Source organism: Rhizomicrobium sp. (assembly GCA_037200985.1).
In the GTDB taxonomy this organism is placed as follows: Bacteria; Pseudomonadota; Alphaproteobacteria; order Micropepsales; family Micropepsaceae; genus Rhizomicrobium.
On the sequence record JBBCGJ010000001.1, the window covers coordinates 4,300,287 to 4,323,722 of the forward strand.

Here is a 23,436-nt window from a genome sequence, read left to right on the forward strand (position 1 = left end):
CCAAGCCGATGTTCAGATACTCGTTTCGGAGGATTCGGTTCGCGGAAAGCGGATCAATCCGGTGCAGGGCGACTTTGCGGTGCGCGTTGCCCTTGTGCGGCTGCTTGCTGGAACCGGGATTGCGGTCGATTCGGACGACGGCAAGACGATCATACTGACGGTCCGTCCCAAAGATGTCCCGGCCGGGCAGAATATCGGCACGCAAGGCGCCCAAATTGATCGAGCCGCGGCAAGAGGCGACAGCGCGTTAAGCGGCCTTCCAAATCGTTCTGTCCATCCCGATACGAGTGCCTTGGCCAGCGGTCTTGAGCAGGTGACGGTCACCGGGACGCGGATTCAAAACTCGAACTACGCGGCGCCGACACCGGTTGCGGTTGTCGATGGGGAGACGATCGAGCAGAACGCCATCACGTCGACAGCGGGGGTTCTGGCCCTGCTGCCGCAGCAATTGAGCTCCATCAACGCCACCAACACCGGCAACAACATCCAGGGTTCCGGTCTGGCGGGTGCCAATCTTCGGGCGCTGGGCGGCAGCCGGACGCTGGTGCTGGTGAACGGCCAGCGCTTCATGCCGACCTCGATCGGCACGAACGTGGCGGCGCCGGCCGGCACGGTCGACCTGAACGAGATCCCGGCCTCGCTGATCAAGCGGGTGGAGGTGATCACCGGCGGCGCCTCGGCCAGCTGGGGCTCCGATGCCGTGGCCGGCGTGGTCAACATCATCCTGGACAACGAGTTCACCGGCACCAAGGCGCAGGCGCAGTACTCGGTCACGCAATATGGCGATGGCGGCGAGCAGCAGCTCTCCTTCACCCATGGCGAGGACTTCGCCGACGGCCGCGGCCATTTCACCATCGCCGCCGAGTTCCTCAACAACCAGGGCGCCGGCTCCTGCTTCAGCAATTTCTCCCGCGACTGGTGCAGCGCCGCGTCGGGCTACAATCTCATCTCCAATCCCACGCCCGGGGTGAACGGCTATCCCGCCCGCCTCTACGTGCCGCGCGGCGTCGACTACCGCTCCATCATCCCCAACTCGCCCTATCCCACGCTGGTGATCGGCGGCATCGTGCCCTCCGGTCCGCTGACCGGCTATTCCTTCGACGCCAACTCCAATCCCTACAAGTTCACCGCCGGCACCATCCAGGTGCCGCCCGAGCCCGGCTTCCCGAAGCTCGAGAACCCGGAGATGCACTACACGCTCTACGGGCACGCCACCTACAACGTGTTCGACGACCTGCAGGCCAGCCTCGACGTGACCTATGCCGACGTCCGCACCAAGGCCATCCCCGCGGCCGCGGGCTGGAGCGGCGCCACGGTGAGCGGCCCGCTCGCCACCCAGATGCACATCTGCGACAACCCCGGTCCGGCCACGGCCGACGGCTATTGCGCGGCGGGCGAGGTCAATCCCTATCTGACCCCCGCCACCCTCGCGCTGATGGCGACCAACCACCTGACCAGCCTGCCGCTCGACTTCAACGGCCCGCAGTTCGGCTATTCGAACTACGTCACCGACCGCGACCTGATCCGCGTCGTTCCGGGCATCAGCGGCAGCTACAGGCTGTTCGGCCAGGACTGGACGTGGAACGCCTATGACGAGTACGCCCATTCCTTCTACACGGTGCGCGGCTACAACTCCTACAACACCGCCAACTTCAACCTGGCCTCCCATGCGGTGACCGTCACCCCCGCCAATGTCGGAAGCTCGGGCCTGGCCATCGGCTCCGTCGCCTGCCTGTCGACCCTGACCAACCCGTCCAATGGCTGCCAGCCCGTCAACTACATGGGCAACGTCACCCCCTCGCAGGCGGCGCATGACTACATCACCGGCACGCTGACCGCCGACATCACCACCACCCAGAACCTCGCCTCGGTCAGCACCTCGGGTACCTTGTTCGACCTGCCGGCCGGCCCGGTGTCGATGGCCATCGGCGGCGAGTATCGCCTCGACCAGGTCCGCACCGTCGAAGACCCGATCACCTTCGCCTCCGGCTTCGCCTCCGTCGCCCAGACCGCCGCCACCGGCGGGGTCAACGTGAAGGAAGGCTTCCTGGAGACCGAGATCCCCATCGTCAAGGACCTGCCCTTCACCAAGCTCTTGACCGCCCAGCTCGCCGGCCGCGTCACCGACTACTCGACCAGCGGAACCGTCGAGACCTGGAAGCTCGGCGCCGTCGACGACATCAACGATTGGCTGCGCCTGCGCGGCACCTTCTCCAGCGACATCCGCGCCCCCAGCCTGTGGGAGCTCTTCTCCACCGAGGGCACCTTCAACACCACCGTCTCCGATCCCGTCACCCACAACTCCAGCGCCTATGTCATCCAGTACATCGGCGGCAATCCCCACCTGAAGCCCGAAGTCGCCAGCACCATCACCGCAGGCTTCGTCGTCACCGCCCCAGAAGACTCCATCTTCGCAGGCCTCACAACGTCCCTCGACTACTACAAAATCGATATCAAAAATGCCATTACCGCGGGAATTGGATCGCAGGTTCTCGTCAACGAATGTTATGCCGGCTTCCCGTTGGCCTGCAGTCGGATCGTGCGCAACCCCGACAACACCATCGCCTACATCTACAACAATTATCTCAACGCCTTTAACCAGGTGACTGCCGGCTACGATCTCTCCGTCAACTACTCCCGTCCGCTGTTCGACGGCGTCGCCGACGTCTCCATCGCGGTCAATCACGTGACCGAGGATTACTACACCTCCAATCTGAGCGGCGTGACGGTCAAGACGCTGGGCTTCGTCGGCAGCGCCTCCACCGTCGGCGGCCAGCGCGAGTGGAACCTGTCGGGCAGTCTCACCTATGCGCTGGAACACTCCAGCGTGACGCTGCGCGGGGTCTACATCTCCTCCGGCATCCTCAACAACGCGCTGATCGGGCCCGGCCAGGTCGGCTACAGCCCCTATCTGCCCAACAGCACCCAGTTCAATCTCGCGCCCGACGCCTACTATCTCTATCTGAGCGGCACGAGGGACATCTGGACCCGCGGCGACGACCAGGTGCTGCAGCTCTACGGCTCGATCGACAACCTGCTCAACAAGCACCCGCCGCTCGATACCGTCTCCCAGACCGGCACCAATGGCGGGCCGCCCAACAACTACACCAACTACGCCGTCTACGATCAGCTCGGGCGGACGTTCAGGATCGGATTGCGGCTGAAAATGTAAGAGGCGCGATGAGATATGCGTCGCGGTCGAAGCCCGCGGTTCGCGGCGTTCCTCGGCGATATTCGAGAGTGCGTTGACAACGAGTTCACACAGGAGAAAGTCCATGAAATTGAGAATTCCCGCGATTGCCGTGATCGGTGTCGTATTGCTCGCCGTTTCCGGATCCGCGCAGACTCCCGCGGCGCCGCCGCCGAACCCGCTGGACGTCGTTCCGGACAAGATGCCGTTCGACATTCCTTACGGCGCGCCCATCTCGCTCGCCAAGGCGAAGAAGCTCATCGAAGCCGTCGAGGCGGAGACGCGAAAGCGCGGCTGGGCGATGAACGTCGCCGTCGTCGATGCCGGCGGCAACCTCGTCGCCTTCGATCGGATGGATGGCGCCCAGCTCGCCTCCATCACGATCGCGCAGCACAAGGCGCGCGTCGCGGCGAGATTCCGCCGGGAGACCAAGGTGTTCGAAGACGCCGTCCAGAAGGGCACGATCTACATGCTGACGCTCGACGACGTCATTGCCTCGCGTGGCGGGTTTCCCTTGATCGAGAACGGAACGGTCATCGGCGCCATCGGCTGTTCCGGCGGTGCCGCGTCGCAAGACGCCGTGGCATGTGCGGTCGGTGCCGCACTGGTGAAGTGAAATTCGTGCTCCGGCGCAGCCGCGGCCATATCGCCGCAATTCGAATGGGAGAGTAGCTCATGAATCGCATATTCGCTTCGGCCGTTTTCTTCTGCGCCATCGCCACGGCTGCGTGGGCGCAGGCAAATGGACCGGAGGCGCCGACGCCGGCGGAGGCAGCGCCTGCCGCCGGTCCTCCTGCGGCCGCGGCGCCGCCGGCCAGGCTGCCGCCATTGCCGCCCGAGGAAACCATTCCGCTGCCGATGGCGATGAAGGCGGCCCAGGCGGTGCTCGATGCCTGCGCGCCATACGGCGAGCCGGCCGTCGCGGAGATCATGGATATGTACGGAAATCCGAAGGTCGTACTGGCGGCGGACGCGTCACTGGGCAACTCGCCCGAGGCAGCGCGCAAAAAGGCCTACACTGCCATGAAGAAAGGTATGTCGACCGCGGACTTTGCGAAAACGCTCGACCACAAGCCGGTGCGGGGCGAGGTAATCCAGGGCGATCCCAATCTCAATGCCAATGACGGCGGGTTTCCCATCAGACGGGATGGCAAGGTCATCGGCGCGCTGGGCGCATCGAGCCCGGCGGGGAAGCACAGCTCGGGCGCGACCTATGACGAATATTGCGGCGAGGCCGGTCTTGCCGAGATACATTTTTGATTTCGCATCGCCCGAGATCCACCGCACGAACGCAGTGAGATACATATGCCTCCGTCCGACAATTCCATCAACGTCGCTATTCTGGACGACTACCAGAACGTCGCACTGCAGTCGGCGGACTGGTCCCGTCTGGATGGGCGTGCGGCCATCACGGTCTTCAACGATCATCTCGCCGACCCTGCCGACGTGGTCGAACGACTGCGGACCTTCGATGTGATATGTGTGATGCGCGAGCGCACACCATTGCCGCGCGCAATTCTGGAACAGCTTCCCCGACTGCGATTGATTGCCTCCACCGGGGCTCGGAACGCTTCCATCGATGTTGCGGCGGCGGCCGAGCTTGGCATCGAAATCGTGCACACCGGTTACGAATCGAGTCCGACCGTCGAACTGACATGGGCTTTGATCCTGGCGAGCGCGCGAAACATCCTCACCGAAAGCAACTCGCTTCGTTCGGGCGGCTGGCAGCGGACGGTCGGTAGCGGTCTTCGCGGCAAAACCCTGGGCGTCCTCGGTCTCGGCAACATCGGATCGCAGATCGCGCGAATAGGCAGTGCTTTCGGAATGGAGATCATCGCCTGGAGCCAGAACCTCACGGCCGAAAGAGCGCAAGCATGCGGCGCGCGCCTGGTTTCCAAGATTGAACTGCTCCAACAGGCGGACATCGTGACGATCCACCTCATACTCAGCCGCCGGACGCGGCAGCTGATCGTCGGAGCGGAACTCGCGGTCATGAAGTCCACGGCATGGCTCGTGAACACCTCGCGCGGCCCGATCGTGGAGGAGGGTGCGCTTATCGAAGCCCTGCAAAAGCGTGCGATCGCCGGTGCCGCGCTGGACGTCTTCGACACCGAGCCTTTGACGTCAGATCATCCCTTTCGGTCGTTGGACAATGTGCTCGCCACGCCGCACATCGGCTATGTATCTCGGGAGCTTTATGCGACGTTCTACGGCGATGCGGTGACGAATATTGCCGCGTTTCTCGACCGGCGGATTGGGGTTGCTTAACCTCACGGACTGCAAAAGATATTCCGCCCTCATCGGTTCGGCCGCTTCCCGCCGGACACGGCCAGGGCCGGAATAAGCTTTTGGTATGGATTGCGGCCGCGTCACCAACGAGTGAAAGTTGCAAGCCTGAGAACCCCAGGGTCCCTTGTTATGGTGAATGTCGCGATACTCGATGACTATGCCGATGCCGCGTTGAGATTGGCCGACTGGTCGCCTGTCGAACGGCTGGCCTCCGTCCGCGTGTTCAACAGGCATTTGTCCGATGACGAGATCGTGGACGCCCTCCAGCCCTTCGATGTCCTATGCACGGTGCGGGAGCGCGCGCGTCTTTCGAAATCGATTCTCGATCGGCTTCCGAACCTCAAGGCGATCGTCGTGACGGACGCCCATGTGCGGACCATCGATGAAGCCGCCGCGGCGGATCGGGGCGTCGTGGTGATCGATGGGGCCGCGCCCGACGATCTGCCCTCGGCGCCCACATCGACCGCGGAATTTGCCTGGGGCCTGCTTTTGGCCACCGTCCGCAATATTCCGGCGGAGGCGGAGCGCCTGCGGCGCGGAGATTGGCAGCACAGTCTTGGCGTGGCGGTTGCCGGACGAACGCTGGGTCTCGTCGGCCTCGGAAAGATCGGAACCCATATCGCGCGCTATGCGCGGGCTTTCGACCTAAAGGTGCTGGCCTGGAGTTCGAATCTGACCGACGAAGCCGCGCAGGCGGCAGGGGCGGTGCGGGTCGACAAGGATACGCTGTTCAGAACCAGCGACATCGTCAGCATCCATTATGTGCTGAGTGATCGGAGCAGGGGGCTGGTCGGCCGGGCGGAGCTGTCTGCAATGAAGCTGACTGCTTACCTCATCAACACCTCGCGAGGCCCTATCGTCGACGAGGCCGCCTTGGTGGAGGCCTTGCGGGAGAGGCGTATCGCAGGGGCGGGGCTGGACGTGTTCGACGAGGAACCGCTTCCGAAGGACCATCCGCTCCAAGCGCTGGAAAACGTCACCATGACGCCGCATCTGGGCTTCGTGACCGAGCCGACGATGCGCCGCTTCCATGTTGGAGCGGCCCTTGCCGTTGCCGCATATCTGCGCGGCGAGCCGGTCCGCGTGTTGCACCGCCCAGTTTGAAGCATTGGCATCGTCCCATAGGCTTGGCCTGTTGCGACCGATATCCTTGTTGCTTGGCTTCAGGCCGACGGCGGCGGCCTGCTGGTCGGACGATCGCGCGCGGGCCTTCGGTGAGCCTTTACTCTAGTAAAACGATATAGTATTGATTCGATGCTGCTTTCTTGGCGGCGTTTCCTCCCTGGACTTGGCGGGCCTCCGGGCCCGCTTTCGGGGCGGCGTGCGGGTTTGACGGGGGACTACGGGGTGGCCGGCATCGACAGCATCGCGCGCTTGTGGAAGCGCGAATTCGGCGGCTCTGCCGAGTGGCATCTGCGCCGCAAGATTGCGCAATTGCGCGAATGGGGCGATGACGCGGGGGCCGACCTTCATCAGAAAGTGCTTGCGCATTGCGAAGGCCGGACGGCGGCTGCGCCGGTTCGCACCGTGCGCCGCTTCAAATGGCCGGTCGTCGGCTTTCGCCGCGGCAGTCTGCGCGTGTAAGAAGAGTCATTGTTGTTCGAGGGGTATGATGAAAACCAAGCTTGTTGTTGCGTCGCTGACGGTGCTGCTGACATCGAATCTGGCGTTTGCCGATACGCTGCCGACGGCGATCGAGACCGTGACGGTCACGGCCGAAAGGCGGTCGGAATCAGCGCAGAACGTCGGCATCGCCCTGACGGTGCTGTCGGCCGACGACCTCGTGAAGCATAACGTCACGCAGATCAACAACCTGCAATACGCCACGCCCAGTCTTGAAATCGTGCCGGCTTTCGGCAGCGGCCAGCCGCAATTCCGCCTGCGCGGCGTCGGCTTCGATGATTATGGCTCGAACAACAGCTCGACCGTCGGCGTCTATGTCGACGAGGTGGCCTATCCCGTGCCGGCTCAGACCCAGGGCCTGCTGTTCGACATCGGCCGGGTGGAGGTGTTGCGCGGGCCGCAAGGCACGCTCTACGGCCAGAACACCACCGGCGGCGCGGTCAACTTCATCACCAACAAGCCGACGGAGGATTTCACCGCCGGTCTGACGGCAGAGTTCGACAGCCATGACGAATTCCATGCCGAGGGCTATGTCTCGGGCCCGATCTCCGACGATCTGCTCGGGCGCCTCGCCATCGTCACTGACCAGGGCGGCGCCTGGCAGAAGAACCGCGAAACCGGGGAGTCGCTCGGCGACAAGGACACCACCGCGCTGCGCGGCCAGCTGCAGTGGAACGCCTCCAGCACGGTCAATTTCCTGCTCGAAGGCCATTGGGGCTATGACGATTCCGAGCCGACCGGCCTCTACCTTTTCAATCCCATTCCCAACATCTATCTCAGCGGTCAGGTGGTGCCGGCCTTCACCAACAACGCGCAGACCGGCTGGGGCGGATCGCAGACCTTCGCCGATCTGATCGGCAAGCCGGTCGATACCAAGCCGTTCCACGATACGACCAGCGGCGGCGTCAGCCTGCGCGCGAATGCCGATTTCGGATTCGCCACGCTGACCTCGATCTCGTCCTACGAGAATCTCGACCGCAAGGAATACAACGACTGGGACGCGTCTTCGCTGGCCTATGCCGGCACCTATTTCAATACCAACGCGAACGTCTATTCGCAGGAACTGCGTCTGGCCTCGAACGACGCAACCGCGCCGCTCACCTGGCTCGTCGGGTTCTATTTCTCGCACGAGGATCTGAACGAGTTCTTCGATTCCGATTTCTGGCAGTCGCTCGGCTTCATCACCCAGACGACCTACAACCAGCATGTCGAGAGCGAGGCGCTGTTCGGTCAGGTCCAATATCATTTCAACGAGCAATGGTCGCTGATCGGCGGGCTGCGCGGCGAAAGCGAACACCGCGAACAGAAGGATTACGTGACCGCCGGCATCTTCGCGCCGGGCACGCCGCCGACGGCGTTCAGCCCGACCGCGGACAAGACGCTCAACAACACCAACCTCTCCGGCAAGGCGGAGCTGGAATACAAGCCGCTGGAAAACACGCTGCTCTATGTCAGCGTCAGCGAAGGCGTGAAGTCGGGCGGCTTCACCTCCTACAACGTGCCCAGCGCCAGCGCGGTCGGCGCCTTCAAGCCGGAAACGCTCTGGGCGTATGAAGGCGGCTTCAAGACAACGCTCGCCGACGGCACGCTGCAGCTCAACGGTGCCGGCTTCTATTACGACTACCACAATCAGCAGGTGCAATCGGCGATCTGGTCCGACTTCGGGGCCATCGGCGCGATCGTCAACGCCCGCAAATCGCACATCTACGGCTTCGAGTTCGAAGGCAAGTGGCAGCCGATCCCCGAGCTGGAGCTGTCGCAATCGGTCGGCTGGAAGGACGGCCAGTTCGACGAATACGCCAACGATCTCGACATCGCCGCGACCACGGCGCTTTGCGTGCCGGCATCGATCTGCGTGCCTCCGGGCAATGCGCTCAATCCGGTCTTCGTCAACCGGAAGGGCGCGCGTGTCGGCTTCGCGCCGTGGAGCTATGGCGGATCGGCCGCCTATACGTTCCTGCTGCCGGGCTATTCGCTCGAGGCGGAGGCCGACTATGCCTTCCACGACCATTTCGACCCGCTGCTGCTGGGCCCGGTCTATAATGTCCACGCCTATTGGCTCGCCAATGCGAACCTCACGCTCACGCCCGAGGGCCAGCCTTGGTCGGTAGCTTTGTTCGGCCACAATATCTTCAATGCGAATTACGACACCACGCGCAATTTCTTCCTGACGGACATCAACATCGCCCAGCGCGGCGAGCCGGCCACGGTCGGCGTCCGCCTCAGCCTGAAATATTGAGCGCGCCATGCGGTCCGCATTGAAGCTGGTTGGCTGGCTCCTGGTCGCCCTGATCGTCGTGGCGGTCGGCTATTGGTGGTTCGTTCTGCGCGGGCCGGACATCCCCTACGCGGCGCTGGAGGCGAAATATGCCAACGCGCAGTCGCATTTCGCCGATCTGCCGGGCGGCGTGCGGCTGCACTATAGGGACGAGGGGGATCGCAAGGCGCCGGTCCTCCTGCTCGTCCATGGCTTCGGCGATTCCTTCACCAGTTGGGATGGCTGGACGGCCCGGCTGCAAGATCGCTTCCGCATCATCCGCATCGATCTGCCGGGTCACGGGCTGACGCGCGCGCCTTCGGACTATGTTCTGAACGACGATGAGAGCACGGCTCTGATCGATGCGCTGGCGGCGAAATTGAACCTGCCCAAATTCGCCATCGCCGGAAACTCGCTGGGTGGCGGCATCGCCTGGCAGTTCGCGCTGCGTTATCCGGCGCGGTTGCGTGCGCTCATCCTGGTGGACGCCGCCGGCTGGCCGAGCGAGACGCTGAAATCGCCCCCGCTCGCCTTCCGCCTCCTCCAATATAGCTGGGGCCGCGCCTTCCTGAAGAGCATTGACAACACCCCGCTCATCCGCAGCGGCCTGCGTGGCGAGGTCGGCAATCCCGCCGTCATCACCGATGCCTTCATTGCGCGCTGGGCGGAATTCCAGCGTGCACCCGGCCATCGCGACATCCTGATGTCGCTGGCGCCCGGCAAGCTCGGCATCGCGACCAAGGAAGCGCTGTCGCATGTCGCGATCCCCACGCTCGTGCTGTGGGGTGCGGTCGATCCGCTGATCGGCGTGGCAAGCGCGCACAAATTCGCCGATGCCATTCCCGGCGCGAAGCTGGTCGTCTATCCGGGCGTCGGCCATCTGCCGCAGGTCGAAATTCCGGCGCGCTCCGCGGACGATGCCGCGGCGTTTCTTTCGAGCCTTCCGAACTGATCAATAGTCGATCACGCCCGGCGTGCCGCCACCGGCCGCGATCGTCTCGCCGTTGATGGCGACGCTCTTCGGTGACGCCAGGAAGGCCACCAGCCAGGCAATCTCGGTCGCGTCCACGATCCGGCCGATGGTCGCGTTGGCCGCGAATTTGGCCGCCGCTTCGGCGTCGGTCCGTTCGGTTCGCGTCGCGCCCGGATGGATCGCGTTGACATTGATACCTCTCCTGCCGAACTCGTCGGCGAGGTTCTTGGTGATCGCGCTGACCGCCGAATTGCGCACCGAAGCGACGTAATGGCCGGAACGGCGCGCCGCCAGCCCGCCGATATTGATGATGCGCCCCCAGCCGCCTTCCAGCATATGGGGAACGGCGCCGCGCGCCGTCCGCAGATAGCCGCGACCTTGACGTTCACATCTTCCAGCAGGGCCTCCGCCGTGACCTGCTCGAGCCGCGCCGCCGGTGCGGCGCCGCCGGGCTGGGCGGCGTTGTTCACGAGGATGTCGATGCCGCCCAGAGCCTTGGCCGCCGCCGCGATGAAGGCCGCGACCGATGCGTCGTCCGATGTGTCGACCGCAAGCGCGACGATGCGGGCATCGCCGGCCTCGTTCAGTTCGCGCGCAGCGGCGGCGAGCTGCTCCTGGTTTCGCGCGCCGATGGCGACATCGACGCCCTCCGCGGCCAATTCGCGCGCGATGACTTTTCCGATCCCACGGCTTCCGCCGGTGACCACGGCACGCTTGCCCTTCAGTTGCAGACCCAATTCGCACTCCTCTTGCGTTCGCCGGGGCGCCTCGTCTGTAATGTCGCTTCCGTGGGCCGGCGGGCCAATTGAGATAAACTCGATGCCAGGTTGAGAAAAGCTGTCTGGCGGAGCCCGCGCCCATCCCGCACCGTTGCCTTCGGCAATGAATGTGGAGGCCGGTGATGGCGCTGGAAAAGACGGAATCGGTGCGGGATCTGCTCGCGCAACTGCACGCGGAACGCGTCGCGACCTGGAAGCCGGAAGATCTCCAGGTTAACATCGACCAACGGACGCTGCTGGAGCGGACCGCGGACCGGGACGGTTTCGTCAAGCCCGGCGATTTGGTGGCGCCGTTCACCCTGCGCGAAGTCGAAGGCGCCGATCTTTCGCTCGAAGATTTGCTGGCCCGGGGGCCGGCCGTCCTCATCTTCTTCCGCTTCGCCGGATGTCCAGCCTGCAACATCGCGCTCCCTTATTATCAGCGCAATCTCCATCCCGCCCTCGAGCGCCTGGGCGCGACGCTGATCGCGGTCAGCCCGCAGCGCGGCGACAGATTGGTCGAAATCAAGACGCGCCACAATTTTCCGTTCCCCGTCGTCACCGATACCGACAACGCGCTGGGGCGCCGCTTCGGCATTCTCTACAGCTTCGACGAGCCCTCGCGCCGCGCCGCGGTGAAGAAGGGCACGTCGATCGGCGAGGTCACCGGAACCGGAACCTGGGAATTGCCTATGCCGGCCGTGATCGTGATCGGACAGGACCGCGTCGTCGCCTTCGCCGATGTGAGCCCGGACTGGCTGGCGCGGACCGAAGCCGAACCCGTCGTCTCCGCGGTCGAAAAGCTCGTCCACCCGTCACGCTCGATTGCCGCCGAGTAACCGGCGTCAGCGATGGAGCGCGACACCCTGGCATATGAGGCCGATGTCCTGGTGATCGGCGGCGGCCTTGCGGGGACTTGGGCTGCCATTGCGGCCGCGCGCGCCGGCGCGAGCGTGATCCTTGCCGAAAAGGGCTATTGCGGGACGAGCGGCGTCACCGCTTCCGCCGGCCCCGGCCATTGGTGGGTCGCGCCCGGCAAGCGGAGCGAAGCGGTCGCGGCGCGCAACGCCCGTGCCTTCGGTCTCGCCGACGCCGGCTGGATGTCCCGTATCATCGAGAGGACATGGGAAAGCATTCCGCTTCTCGCGGGCTATTACCGCTTTTCGCTGGGTGAGGGTGGGGCGCCGCGCTTTCGCGCCCTGCGCGGGCCCGAATATATGCGTGCCATGCGCCGCTATGCCGAGGACAGCGGCGTCGCCATCCTGGATCAGTCGCCGGCCCTCGAGCTTCTCCTCCATGCCGATGGCTCGGTGGCTGGGGCCGCCGGCTATGCGCGCCAGCAGCAGCGCGCCTGGCAGGTCCGCGCCGGCGCGGTGGTCGTCGCAAGCGGCGGCTGCGCCTTTGCCTCGCATCTCTTAGGGTCGCGCACCAACACCGGCGACGGCCTCTTGATGGCGGCGGAGGCGGGCGCGCGCCTCTCCGGTATGGAATTCACTAGCTATTACACAGTGGCGCCGGCCTGGTCGTCGATGACGCGCTCGATGTCCTTTGCCTTCGCCCGTTATTTCGATGCCGCGGGCCGCGAGTTGGCCATCCCGCTGGGACAGGACGTGGCCCGCACGCTGGCGCCCGCCTTGCTGGACGGCCCGGTGTTCGCGACGCTGGCGCGCATGCCGGCGGAGATCCGTGCGATCCTGCCGAACATATCGCCGAATTTCCTGCTGGTGTTCGACCGCGCCGGCGTCGATCCGTTCACGCAGCGTTTCGAGATCGCGCTCCGCGGCGAAGGCACGGTGCGCGGCATCGGCGGCCTTAGGATCGCCGACCGGTCGTGCCAGACCGATGTGCCCGGCCTCTATGCGGCCGGCGATGCGGCGACCCGGGAATTGATCGCCGGCGCGACCTCCGGCGGCGGCGCGCAGAATTCGTCCTGGGCGCTTTCGTCCGGGCAATGGGCCGGGGAGGGCGCCGCGCAAAGGGCGCGTGCGCTCGGCCGCCGCGCGAACCGGCGGGTCGAACGCACCGGCGGCGCCGGTCTGCGCTCTGGCTCGGCGCCCACCGTCACCGCGCAGGAGACGGCCTCGCTCATTGATCTGATCCGCGACGAGACCCTGGCTTACGATAAGAACCTGTTCCGCAGCGAAAAAAAGCTCACGCGGTCGCTGGCAAAGCTCGATGGCGCCTGGAGCGAGATCCGCGTGCGGAATGCAGAACCGGGCCCGGCATCCCTTCGCTTGCGGGAGGCTGCGGCCATGCTCGCCGCGTCGCGCTGGAGTTCCCGCGCGGCGCTGGCACGCGGAGAAAGCCGCGGCATGCATCAGCGAACGGACCGGCCGGCCACGGATGGCGCCCTGGCGCATCGGCTGCTGGCGTCGGGGCTCGATCGCATCGACGTCGCGGCGGACCTCGCACCCGAGATCAAGGTGGCCTGAGATGATCGAGCTGATCGTGGCCTCGCGCTGCACCGGCTGCAATGCCTGCGTCCGGGTCTGCCCGACCGACGTCTTCGACCTGTCCGGCGATGGGCCGCCGCGGATCGCACGTCCCTCTGCCTGCCAGACCTGCTTCATGTGCGAGCTCTATTGCGACGCCGACGCGGTATATGTCGGCCCCGATTGCGAATCGCGGGGCGCCGTCGGGGAGCACGCCATCCTGGGCGCGCTCGGCCGCTACCGGCGCGATTCCGGCTGGGCGGAATGGTCCTCCGATCCCGGCTACAGCAACGAGCATTGGCGCATGGAAACGGTCTTCGCGCTGGCGCGGACGCTGGAGAGCACGGATACCCCATCGCGCTGAGGGACTTGTTGCGCAGGAGTATCTATAGTAATTCTATAGATATTGGAGGGCATATGGCCACACTCGTCATCCCGCGTCCCGTGTCCGCAAAAGCGGGGCAGATCGCCCAATCGGCGGCGCGCGCCATAAGCCCGCTGCTCATTCTCGTCGCCTGGCAGGCGGCCTCGTCGGCCGGGCTGATCCCCGAGCGCACGCTGGCGTCGCCATTGCACGTGCTCGACACGCTCTGGACGCTCATCGCCGACGGCGAACTGGCCGACAACCTTCTGGTGTCGCTCGGCCGCGCGATGGAGGGTCTGGCGATCGGCGTGAGCCTCGGGACTGTCTTCGCGCTGATCTCCGGCCTGTCGCGCCGCGGCGAGACCGCGATCGACGCGCCGCTCCAGATCCTCCGCGCGATCCCGTTTCTCGCGCTCGTTCCGCTGTTCATTCTCTGGTTCGGCATCGGCGAGACGCCGAAGATCGCGCTGGTCGCGCTCGGCACCGTCTATCCCATCTATCTCAACCTCTATTCGGGCATCCGCGGCATCGACAAGAAGCTGTTGGAAGCCGGCCGCACCTTCGGCCTCAACCAGTGGCAGCTCCTGCGCCATGTCGTTCTGCCGGGGGCCTTGCCGTCCTTTCTCGTCGGCCTTCGCTACGCGATGGGCATTTCGTGGCTGAGCCTCGTCGTCGCCGAGCAGATCAACGCGTCGAGCGGCATCGGCTATCTCATCATGTCGGCGCGCGATTTCATGCGCACGGACATCATCGTGGTCGGCCTGATGGTGTATGGGCTTCTGGGGCTTCTGACCGACGTCATCATCCGCACCCTCGAGCATCGGGCGCTTGCCTGGCGCCCCTCGATCCTGAAAGGCTGACCATGTCGATCCACCAAACGCCTCTGGCGGCCACAGAGGCGGGCGTGGCCGTCCGCGGCCTCAGCCGCCGCTTCGGCGCCGTCACCGTGCTCGACGGCCTCGATTTCGATATCGCGCCCGGCGAGTTCGTGGCGCTGCTCGGCCGCAGCGGCTCGGGCAAGACGACGTTCCTGCGCACGCTGGCCGGCCTCGATCCTGTCACCGAAGGGCAGGTCTCCGTTCCCGCGACGCGCGCGGTGGTGTTTCAGGAGCCGCGGTTGATGCCGTGGAAGAAGGTCTGGCAGAACGTCACCCTCGGACTCAGCGGCCCCGATGTGCGGGCGCGGGCCGTGCAGGCGCTGACCGAGGTCGGGCTGGCGCATCGGCTTGATGCCTGGCCCGCGACATTGTCCGGCGGCGAAGCGCAGCGCGCGGCGCTGGCCCGCGCGCTTGTGCGCGAGCCGAAGCTCCTCTTGCTGGACGAGCCCTTCGCGGCGCTGGACGCGCTCACCCGCATCAAGATGCACCAATTGGTCTCCGCGCTGTGGACCGTGCACAAGCCGAGCGTTCTTCTGGTCACGCACGATGTCGACGAGGCGCTGCTCTTGGCCGATCGCGTCCTGGTGCTCGGCGACGGGCGCATCCAGAAGGAGATTTCGATCTCCGAGCCGCATCCGCGCGATCGCGCGATGGTCGGCTTTTCGCTGATGCGGGCGGAGCTTCTCGCCGCGCTCGGCGTCGAGGTGCATCCGCATGCGCCTCAGGGCGAACAGGCGGTTCAGCCGAAGGCGCCGCCGCCGCGGCGCGGCGGCACGCCCGTCCTCGTGTCCGCGACCGGCTGACGTTTCCCGCTCAGGGGACCAGGATTGCGTTGAACGATTTGTCGAAAGCCGTCGCCACATCCGGCGCGCCGCTGATCGCGCCCGCGGCGCGATAGATGGCGATGCCGTTGGCGAGCGAGCCGATCACCTTCTGGTCGATCGGCACGGTCACATAATTCTGCCGGGCGATCACGGCCTGTGCGACGGCAAGCGGCAGGCCCGTCTCCTTCGACCAGGCGAGGGCGAATTCGCCCTTGTGCGCCACGATCCATTGCCGCGCCTTCGCCAGCCGCTTGAGGAAATCCGCGAGCGCGGCGCGCTTCGTGTTGATAGCGTTCTGGCTCGCCGCCTGGAAGCCATAGCCCGGCAGCAACCCGTTCCCGTTCGCCACCACGCGCGCCTTGTCCTGCGTGACCGCGAGCGCGACATAGGGATCCCAGGTCGCCCAGGCTTCGATCGAACCGCTTTCCAGCGCGGCCTTCGCGCTGCCGGGGTCGAGAAACACGAGCGTCACGTCCTGCGGCGTCAGTCTGGCCTGCGCCAGCGCTTTCAGCAGCAGATAATGCCCGATCGAGCCGCGCGTGGTTCCGACGATATGGCCCTTCAGATCGGCGGCGCGGCGGATCGGCGAGCTCGGCAGCGCCACGATCGCCACGCTGTCATGCACGTCGCCGTGATAGACCGAGACGACCTTGATCGGCGCGCCGGCCGCGAAGGCGAACAGGAACGGCCCGTCCCCGACGCCGCCGGTGTCGATGGCGCCCGCGTTCAGGGCTTCCAGCAGCGGCTGGGCCGCCGCGAACACGTCCCATTCGATGCGATAGGGCAGGTCCTTCAGGACCCCGGCCGCCGCCATCACCGCCTGCGTGCTGCCTTTTTGGTCGCCAACCTTGAGGACGATGCCGCTTTCGGCATGCGCCAGCGCCGGAAGGGCGGCCAGGAAAGCCCATGCCAGGAGAGAAGCGCGGAAGAGCTTTGCCATATCGATCACCATACACTATTAAACCACTAGAGATTAAGATATAAGTCCCCCTCTCGCAAGCGAAGTAAGCCTCATGGTCACCAATCTGCCGACAGAACTTTTGCGGAGCTTCGCCGCCATCGTCGACACCGGCTCGATGGCGAAGGCGACGGAGCGCGTCTTCGTCACGCAGTCGGCGCTCAGCCTGCAGATCAAGCGTCTCGAGGAACTCCTGCAGCGGCCGCTGTTCCTGCGCGAGGGCGCCCGCAAGCTCGTCCTGACGCCGGCGGGCACCGAGTTGCTCGCCTATGCGCGGCAGATCCTCGACATCAACGATCAGGCGGTGGTGTCGCTGCGGGGCGAAGCCGTGCACGGTCCGGTCCGCGTCGGCATGGTGCAGGATTTCGCGGAAGTGCTTCTCTCCGGCGTCCTCCGGCAATTCACCCTGCTTCATCCCGAGGCGCAGCTCGAAGTTCGCGCCGCCGGCACGGCCGAGCTGCAGGAGCATTTGCGGGAGGGCAGGCTCGACGTCGCGTTGTGCGTTTCGCCGATCGAGGAGCGCGAAGTCATCCGGCGTGCCCGGACGCTGTGGATCGGCGATCCCGAGCTCTCCAAGCAGGACGTCCTACCGCTCGCCGTCCTCACCGAACCTTGCGCCTTCCGCAACATCGCATTGAAGACGCTCGAGAAGGCGGACATCCCCTATCGAATCGTGGTGCAGACGCCGCATCTGACCGGCTTGCGCGCGGCCGTCGCGGGCGGTCTCGGCATAACCTGCCGGACCTCGCTCTTCACCGGCGGCGCCGGCCTGGGCGAGATCGAATCCAACCGGCTGCCGTCTCTTCCCGAAATCGCCTATGCCCTCTACGCCCGCAATGCGGAGAGCCCCTCGATCGCACGTCTGGGGGCCTTGGTGCGCAAGGCGGTCGAAGACCTGCCTTAGCCGGCCTTTTTCAGCGCCTCGCGCTCGCGCACCAGCTTGCGCACGACCGGAATGAGGTTCGTGCCGTAATCGACCGCATCGTCATAAGGATCGAAGCCGCGGATGAGGAAGGTGGTGACGCCGAGATCGTAATATTCGAGCAGCGCCTCGGCCACCTGTTCCGGCGTGCCGACCAGCGACGTCGAATTGCCTTGTGCGCCGGTCAGCGCCGCAACGCCCGTCCACAGCCGCTTGTCGAGACGGCTGCCCTGCGAGGCGGCGGCCAAAAGCCGCTTGGAGCCTTCGTTCGCCGGACGGTGGCCCGAGATCGGCAGGCCGCGCGCGGCGCGGATGTCCCTCACCTGTTCGAGGATGCGGTCCGCGCGCGCCCAGGCCGCTTCTTCCGTGGCGGCGAGGATCGGACGCAGCGACAGGCTGAACCGCGGATTGCGGCCATGCGGCGCCGCCGCCGCGCGCACCCGCGCGATGGTCTCGCGCACCTGGGCCTGGGTCTCGCCCCACAGCGCATAGACGTCGGCATGCTTGCCGGCGACCGGGATCGCGGCCTCCGACGAGCCGCCGAAATAGACCGGGATGTGCGGTGTCTGCACATTCTTGACGGACGAGAAGGCGCCTTCGACCTGATAGAACTTGCCGCGATAGTCGAACGGCTTGTCGCTCGTCCATTCCAGCCGCACGATGTCGAGATATTCCGAGGTGCGGGCATAGCGCTCGTCCTTGGTCGTGTGGTCGCCGTCGCGCGCCATCTCCGCATCGTCGCCGCCGGTGATGATGTGCACGGCTGCGCGTCCCTTGCTGAGCTGGTCCAGCGTCGCGAATTGCCGCGCCGCGATGGTCGGCGCGGTGAAGCCGGGGCGGTGTGCGATCATCAGGCCCAGGCGCGAGGTGACCGAGGCGGCGTGGGCGCCGACCAGGATGCTTTCCGGCGACGAGGATCCGAACGCGACCAGGACGCGGTCGAAGCCGCCTTCCTCATGCGCCCGCGCGACCTTCTCGATGTAATCGAGCTGGATTGTCGGGCCGCTCGCCGGCCGTGTTTCGGAGACTTCCTGCGTATTCACGAAGCCGATGAATTCGACGCTCACGGGGCACCTATCTCTAGTGGACAGGTAGAGATTAGCCGTTTGGTCCGCCCCTGGGAACCGAGTTCGGGAAATGTCGCCGATGAGAAAAAGTCAAAGGACGCGGAAACCGTGGGTTCCGTCGCGCCCAAGCTGCTCGACAAGGCCGAATTCCCAGTCGAGATAAGCCTGCATGGCCGCCACCGGGTTGTCCGTTCCCTCATAAGGGCGGCGATAGCGGTCGGTCGGCGCCGACGCCGCCCGCGCGATGCCGCTTTCGACGGCGAGGCCGGCCGCGATCCAGGCGGCGTTGCCGCCATCGAGGACCTGGAATGCGAGCCCTTCCTCCGCCAGATCGCCGGCGGCATAGCGGGTAAGGGCGCCGTCGGCCGAGGTGAGCACCGCGATGGCGCCGCGCGGCGCGGCTTCGAGCGCGTCGCGCAACTGGGCGCGGATCGCGAACCAGGCGCCGGGAATATGCGCCTTGGCGAAGGCGGCGCTGGGCGAAAGGTCGAACAGCGTCGCATGTCCGCCGCGCAGAAGCCCGTCCAGCTCGGCCGGCGTCAGCGTCTTGACCTGCGGCAGCGGCGGACGTCGCGGCTTCCAGGATCCGGTCTCCGTTGCCGACGCGGCGACATCGTCGTCCAGCACGAAGACCTCCCAGTTCATCTGGGCCAGCCACGATGCCGTCATATCGGCGCGCACGCCGGTGTCGTCGCTGAGCACGACGCGCGCCCCGCGCACCGGCGCGAAGGCGTCGGTCTCCTGGACCAATTGCCCGCCGGGCGCGCTGCGAAATCCCGCCAGATGGCCGGCGGCGTATTCCTCCGGCGTGCGCACGTCGAAGCGATAGGTCGTCCGCGCCTGATCGTAGAGCAGGGTGGGCAGTTCGTTCAGCGCAATGCGCTTCACGCCGGCCCGATCGGCCAGCGCGCGCGCCCGGCTCGCGGTGGCGGGATCCCGCGGCGGCTCGGATGCACGGCGGTTGGCGCCATGTTCGAGGTCCTGCCCCGCCAGCGTCCACCCGATCGTGCCGTTGCGCAGGGCAAAGACCCTGTTCGCGACGCCCGCGTTCACCAGCGACTGCGTCCCGATCAGGCTCCGCGTGCGGCCCGCGCAATTGACGATCACCGTCGTGGTGGCGCGCGGCGCCAGCGCGCCGACGCGATAGACGAGCTCGCCGCCCGGCACGCTGACGCTGCCGGGGATGTTCATCGTCTGGTATTCGTCGTACCGGCGCGCATCCAGAATGACGACATCGGCCTGCGCATTGATCAGCGCCTTCACCTCCTGGGCGGACAGGAACGGCGTATGCCGCACGGATTCGACCAGCTCGCCGAAGGCCTTGCTCGGCGTGTTCACGTCGCGGAAGATCTCCCCGCCGGCGGCGCGCCAGCCGTCCAGGCCGCCATCCAAGGCCGACACATCGGTATAGCCGAGCGCGCCCAGCATCGTCGCCGCACGCGCGACGAGGCCCTCGCCGTCATCATACAGAACGACCGGCACATCCTTGCGCGGGATGCGGTCGAGGATCTCGAGTTCGAGCGTGCTCAGCGGCAGCGAGGCGGCGAACAGCGGATGCGCCTCGGCGAAGACGCCCTCCTCGCGCAGATCGACCAGCGTGATTTCGCGGTTCGCCTTCAGGTGCTCGCGGACCCATTCGGTGGTCCGGACGGGGAGTTTCAACGCAGCTGTCCTTCCTTCGATCGGTCCCAGATGTTCGGAAGAGATGCATTGGAATATCCGGAAATGAAAGGCTTTTCCGCGCCGTCCGGCTGGAATGTGGCGCGGCGGACCGCGCCGATATTGGCGCCATAGACATGGATGCTGATCGAGACGCGATCGTCATAGGCGTTTCGCACCCGGTGGATGTCGCCGGTCTGCGGCGAAACGGCATCGATGGCACCGGTTCTCAGCACCGCTTCGTCGCCATCGATATGCAGACCGCCGCCATCGCGCACATAGCGCTGCGCCAATTCGGCACCGCGCAGCACGCCGACCAGGCCCCAGACCGTGTGATTGTGGATGGGCGTGGCTTGCCCGGGTCCCCACACGAAGCTCACCAGCGAGAACCGCTCCTCGGAATCGCAGTGCAGAAGATATTGCCGGTAACGTTCCGGATCGGGCTGCGCGAACGCATCGGGCAGCCAGTCGTCCTTCGCCACCAGATGGGCCAGGATCGCCGATCCTTCGGCGAGGGTCTCCTGCACCGATTTGGACAAGCGGGAGAGACGCGAGAACGCACCCACCACTTGGCGCAGGCGCGCGGTGCCCGACTGTGCTTCGATGGATGAAAGATGCGCTGTCACTAGATTGCTCCGAGCTTGATGCCCACTCTCGTATAATAGAATCCGCCGCTGATGCCGAAGGGCGAGAAATTGCCGTATTCGCCCATGCCCGAATTGGCATCGATCGGTCCGATCTTGTCGGGATAAACGTCGAACAGATCGTCGGCGCCCACGGTGAGCGAGAAGGTATCGGTCAGGTCGTAGGTCAGCGCGAGGTTCGTGATCCATTTGGCACTGTAAGTCCGGTCGCTCGACAGCGCCGGATTGACAGCCGGATCGACCGTGCCGCGCTCGGTGTAGGACCCGTAGCGCGTGACCTGCAGATGGACGTCGAACGGCTCGAGCGACCAGTCGCCCGTCAGGATCACCTTGCTCTTCGGCGTAGCCACGGTCAGGTCGCCTTCGCGCTGATATCCGACCAGCGCGATGCCGTGGCCCTGCAGCACGGACGGCGTGGGGTTGACGCGCGTGATCTCCGTCTCGACCCAGGAATAGGCCGCGCTCAGATTGAGCGCGCCGGCCGCGTCCAGGTCCCATCCGTAATCGCCCACGAAGTCGATGCCGTGCGTGCGGGTCGACACCGCATTGGTGAAATATTGCACGATCGTGTTCGCCGGATAGCCCAGCGGGGTCAGGATCGAATTGACGAAGGCCTCCTGCGCGCTGCCGGGCAGGCCGCCGATATTGCCGCTCAGCAGGATGCGGTTGTGGACGTTGATCTGATAAGCGTCGACCGACAAATTGAGGTTGTCGATCGGCTGCGCGGTGAAGCCGACGCTGTAATCCTGCGAGGTCTCGGGCGTCAGCGGCTGGGCCCCCAAGGCAAGGGCGCCGGCCTTGAACACCGGCAGAACCTGCACGCGATAGATGTCGTTGATGTGCGTGATCGGATTGAACTGGCCGCTGAAGGTCGGCGTGGAGAAGATCTCCTGCGCCAGCGAGGGCGCGCGGAAGCCGTTGCTGATCGTACCGCGGAAGGCATAGCCCGGAAGGAACTCGTATCGTGTGGTGATCTTTCCGCTGGTCGAATCCCCGACTGTGCCGGTGAAGTGCTCGAAGCGGCCCGCCAGGCCGACATACCAATTGTCGGTGATGCTGGTATCGAGATCGACATAGGCGGCATAATTATCGCGGCTGATCGAGCCAGCATCCGCCGGCGTCGCGGCGGCGTAGGACGACAGGCCGGGGATCGGGTTCAATCCCGCATTCGGCTGGCCGGCCGGAATGATGTAATTCCCGATGGCATAGGACAGCGGATCGCCGGCGCCGATCGAGAACCATTCGAAGCGATGTTCGAGACCGAACGAGACATCGAGCGGCTTGGCGAGCCCGATCTCGAACGGACGCGTGACGTCGACCGTGTTGGTCCATTGCTCGAAATCGTGCTTGCTCAGATGGAACGACGTCGGACTCGCCGGTCCGAGCGTCGCGTTGATGGTGTGCCGGGCGTCCAAGTTCGCATAGTCCTGCGCGAAGCTCGAACTCAGATCCCACACCCAGCCGTCGAGATCGCCTTTCGCGCCCCAGGTCGTCTGGTAGTCCCATTCGTTGATGATGCGGTAGGCCTGGAACCCGTTCGGAAAGATCTCCGGCAACGAATTCAGATTGGACGGCAGGAAGCTGCCGGTGTTCTTCTGCGTGTAGCGATGGCTCACCGTCGTATCGGAGTACAGAGTCACGTCGGAGCCAAGCGGCACGCCGGCGTTGTAAGAGAGGCTGTAGAGCTTGTCGTTCGCGCCGCCATAGGGATGTCCGAAAGCCTTGCGATCGATCGTCGCCTCGCGCGGATCGGGAACGCCGCCGGCCAGCAGGTTATAGAGATAGGGGGTTGTCGCCGCCTCGTTGCGGTACCATGGCGCCGAACTGCGGGCATCGGCGGCGAAATGGATGTAGCCTTCGCCGAACAGCGGCAGGCCGTAATCGGCCGCCTCGTGCAGGCTCAGTCCGTCGCCCCCGAAATTGAGACCGGCGGTGGTGTCGGAGACGCCGCCGTCGGTTCCGTCCTTCAGGATGATGTTGATCACGCCGGCGATGGCATCCGAGCCGTATTGCGCCGCGGCGCCGTCGCGCAGCACTTCGACATGGTCGATGGCCGCGACCGGGATGAGGTCCAGGTCCACCGGCACGCCGCCATTGCCGACGCGGGCGAGGTTGTTGATGAGCGCCGTGGTATGGCGCCGCTTGCCGTTGATCAGGTAGAGCACCTGGTCGCCGTTGAGGCCGCGTAAGGTCGTCGCGCGGACGGCCCAGGACGTGCCGCCGCCATTGACGCCCGGCAGGTTGAAGGACGGGATCAGGGTCTGGAACACCTCCTTGAGCGCGCCGCGACCGTTTTCCTGCAATTGCTTGCCGCCGATGACGTCGATCGGAACCGGGCTATCCGCCACCGTGCGGTGCTGCGTACCGCGCACGCCGGTCACCACCACTGTCTCCACGGACGACACATTGTCCGCGGCCGCGTTGCTTGCGAGGACCTGCGCCTGGGCCTGCGCCAGCCCGGCGAGCGATCCGCCGAGAAGCAACACCGTTCGAAACGCTACGCACCTGGCCGACATGAAGAACCCCGCTCTCACCCCAGGGACGCCGCGTCCGCGACGATCCTGAAACTCTATCAAATTAGTATAGTTTGATACCGGC

The 23,436-nt window shown here is 65.4% G+C and carries 20 protein-coding genes and 1 pseudogene; 14 read left to right on the plus strand and 7 right to left on the minus strand.

The window, feature by feature from the left end:
• Positions 1-292: 292 nt before the first annotated feature.
• The 8 genes from WDN01_21210 to WDN01_21245 all read left to right on the plus strand — a co-directional run bounded on the left by WDN01_21210 (position 293) and on the right by WDN01_21245 (position 10,311).
• Complete coding sequence (locus tag WDN01_21210) at positions 293-3,172, plus strand: TonB-dependent receptor (GenBank protein ID MEJ0028551.1); 2,880 nt, start codon at positions 293-295, stop codon at positions 3,170-3,172.
• 103 nt (positions 3,173-3,275) lie between these two features.
• Complete coding sequence (locus tag WDN01_21215) at positions 3,276-3,806, plus strand: heme-binding protein (GenBank protein ID MEJ0028552.1); 531 nt, start codon at positions 3,276-3,278, stop codon at positions 3,804-3,806.
• 212 nt (positions 3,807-4,018) lie between these two features.
• On the plus strand, positions 4,019-4,450 hold the full coding sequence (locus WDN01_21220) for a heme-binding protein (protein MEJ0028553.1): 432 nt from the start codon (positions 4,019-4,021) through the stop codon (positions 4,448-4,450).
• Between the two features lie 45 nt (positions 4,451-4,495).
• Positions 4,496-5,458, plus strand: a complete 963-nt coding sequence (locus WDN01_21225; GenBank protein ID MEJ0028554.1) for a D-2-hydroxyacid dehydrogenase family protein — start codon at positions 4,496-4,498, stop codon at positions 5,456-5,458.
• Positions 5,459-5,608: 150 nt separating this feature from the next.
• Entirely contained in the window at positions 5,609-6,583 is a 975-nt protein-coding gene (locus tag WDN01_21230) for a D-2-hydroxyacid dehydrogenase family protein (GenBank protein ID MEJ0028555.1), read from the plus strand.
• A gap of 243 nt (positions 6,584-6,826) precedes the next feature.
• Entirely contained in the window at positions 6,827-7,063 is a 237-nt protein-coding gene (locus tag WDN01_21235; protein ID MEJ0028556.1) for a hypothetical protein, read from the plus strand.
• Positions 7,064-7,091: 28 nt separating this feature from the next.
• On the plus strand, positions 7,092-9,341 hold the full coding sequence (locus tag WDN01_21240) for a TonB-dependent receptor (protein MEJ0028557.1): 2,250 nt from the start codon (positions 7,092-7,094) through the stop codon (positions 9,339-9,341).
• A gap of 7 nt (positions 9,342-9,348) precedes the next feature.
• Positions 9,349-10,311: an alpha/beta hydrolase gene (locus tag WDN01_21245; protein MEJ0028558.1), complete on the plus strand. Its 963-nt coding sequence runs from the start codon at positions 9,349-9,351 to the stop codon at positions 10,309-10,311.
• Here WDN01_21245 and WDN01_21250 read toward each other — a convergent pair whose 3' ends face one another.
• Both WDN01_21250 and WDN01_21255 read right to left on the minus strand, forming a co-directional pair.
• Positions 10,312-10,668: an SDR family oxidoreductase gene (locus tag WDN01_21250; protein ID MEJ0028559.1), complete on the minus strand. Its 357-nt coding sequence runs from the start codon at positions 10,666-10,668 to the stop codon at positions 10,312-10,314. It lies immediately after the preceding gene.
• 68 nt (positions 10,669-10,736) lie between these two features.
• Positions 10,737-11,039 (minus strand): annotated as a pseudogene (locus WDN01_21255) (SDR family NAD(P)-dependent oxidoreductase).
• A 194-nt stretch (positions 11,040-11,233) separates the two neighbouring features.
• On the opposite strand from WDN01_21255, the gene WDN01_21260 reads away from it, so the two are divergent.
• From WDN01_21260 to WDN01_21280, 5 genes are read left to right on the plus strand one after another with little or no spacing between them, the layout of a single operon-like run.
• On the plus strand, positions 11,234-11,929 hold the full coding sequence (locus tag WDN01_21260; protein ID MEJ0028560.1) for a peroxiredoxin-like family protein: 696 nt from the start codon (positions 11,234-11,236) through the stop codon (positions 11,927-11,929).
• 12 nt (positions 11,930-11,941) lie between these two features.
• A complete protein-coding gene (locus WDN01_21265; protein ID MEJ0028561.1) occupies positions 11,942-13,522 on the plus strand; it encodes an FAD-binding protein in 1,581 nt (526 codons plus the stop codon).
• 1 nt (position 13,523) lies between these two features.
• Positions 13,524-13,886, plus strand: a complete 363-nt coding sequence (locus tag WDN01_21270) for a ferredoxin family protein (protein MEJ0028562.1) — start codon at positions 13,524-13,526, stop codon at positions 13,884-13,886.
• Positions 13,887-13,939: 53 nt separating this feature from the next.
• A complete protein-coding gene (locus tag WDN01_21275; GenBank protein MEJ0028563.1) occupies positions 13,940-14,746 on the plus strand; it encodes an ABC transporter permease subunit in 807 nt (268 codons plus the stop codon).
• 2 nt (positions 14,747-14,748) lie between these two features.
• Entirely contained in the window at positions 14,749-15,567 is an 819-nt protein-coding gene (locus tag WDN01_21280) for an ABC transporter ATP-binding protein (GenBank protein MEJ0028564.1), read from the plus strand.
• Between the two features lie 10 nt (positions 15,568-15,577).
• Here WDN01_21280 and WDN01_21285 read toward each other — a convergent pair whose 3' ends face one another.
• Positions 15,578-16,528 (minus strand): ABC transporter substrate-binding protein, encoded by a 951-nt coding sequence (locus WDN01_21285; GenBank protein ID MEJ0028565.1) that lies wholly within the window; start codon positions 16,526-16,528, stop codon positions 15,578-15,580.
• Positions 16,529-16,601: 73 nt separating this feature from the next.
• Between WDN01_21285 and WDN01_21290 the strand changes: the two genes are divergently transcribed.
• Positions 16,602-17,450, plus strand: coding sequence for a LysR substrate-binding domain-containing protein (locus tag WDN01_21290; protein ID MEJ0028566.1), 849 nt, complete (start codon positions 16,602-16,604; stop codon positions 17,448-17,450).
• Here the strand turns inward: WDN01_21290 and WDN01_21295 are convergent.
• From WDN01_21295 to WDN01_21310, 4 genes are all read right to left on the minus strand, one after another.
• The gene (locus WDN01_21295) at positions 17,447-18,535 is read right to left on the minus strand and encodes an LLM class flavin-dependent oxidoreductase (GenBank protein ID MEJ0028567.1); all 1,089 of its coding nucleotides are present in this window, start codon (positions 18,533-18,535) and stop codon (positions 17,447-17,449) included. The genes WDN01_21290 and WDN01_21295 overlap by 4 nt on opposite strands.
• Positions 18,536-18,625: 90 nt before the next feature.
• Positions 18,626-20,197, minus strand: a complete 1,572-nt coding sequence (locus WDN01_21300) for a rhodanese-like domain-containing protein (protein MEJ0028568.1) — start codon at positions 20,195-20,197, stop codon at positions 18,626-18,628.
• Entirely contained in the window at positions 20,194-20,820 is a 627-nt protein-coding gene (locus WDN01_21305) for a hypothetical protein (GenBank protein MEJ0028569.1), read from the minus strand. The genes WDN01_21300 and WDN01_21305 overlap by 4 nt, the downstream gene beginning before the upstream one ends.
• Positions 20,820-23,354: a TonB-dependent receptor gene (locus WDN01_21310; protein ID MEJ0028570.1), complete on the minus strand. Its 2,535-nt coding sequence runs from the start codon at positions 23,352-23,354 to the stop codon at positions 20,820-20,822. The genes WDN01_21305 and WDN01_21310 overlap by 1 nt, the downstream gene beginning before the upstream one ends.
• Positions 23,355-23,436: the final 82 nt, after the last annotated feature.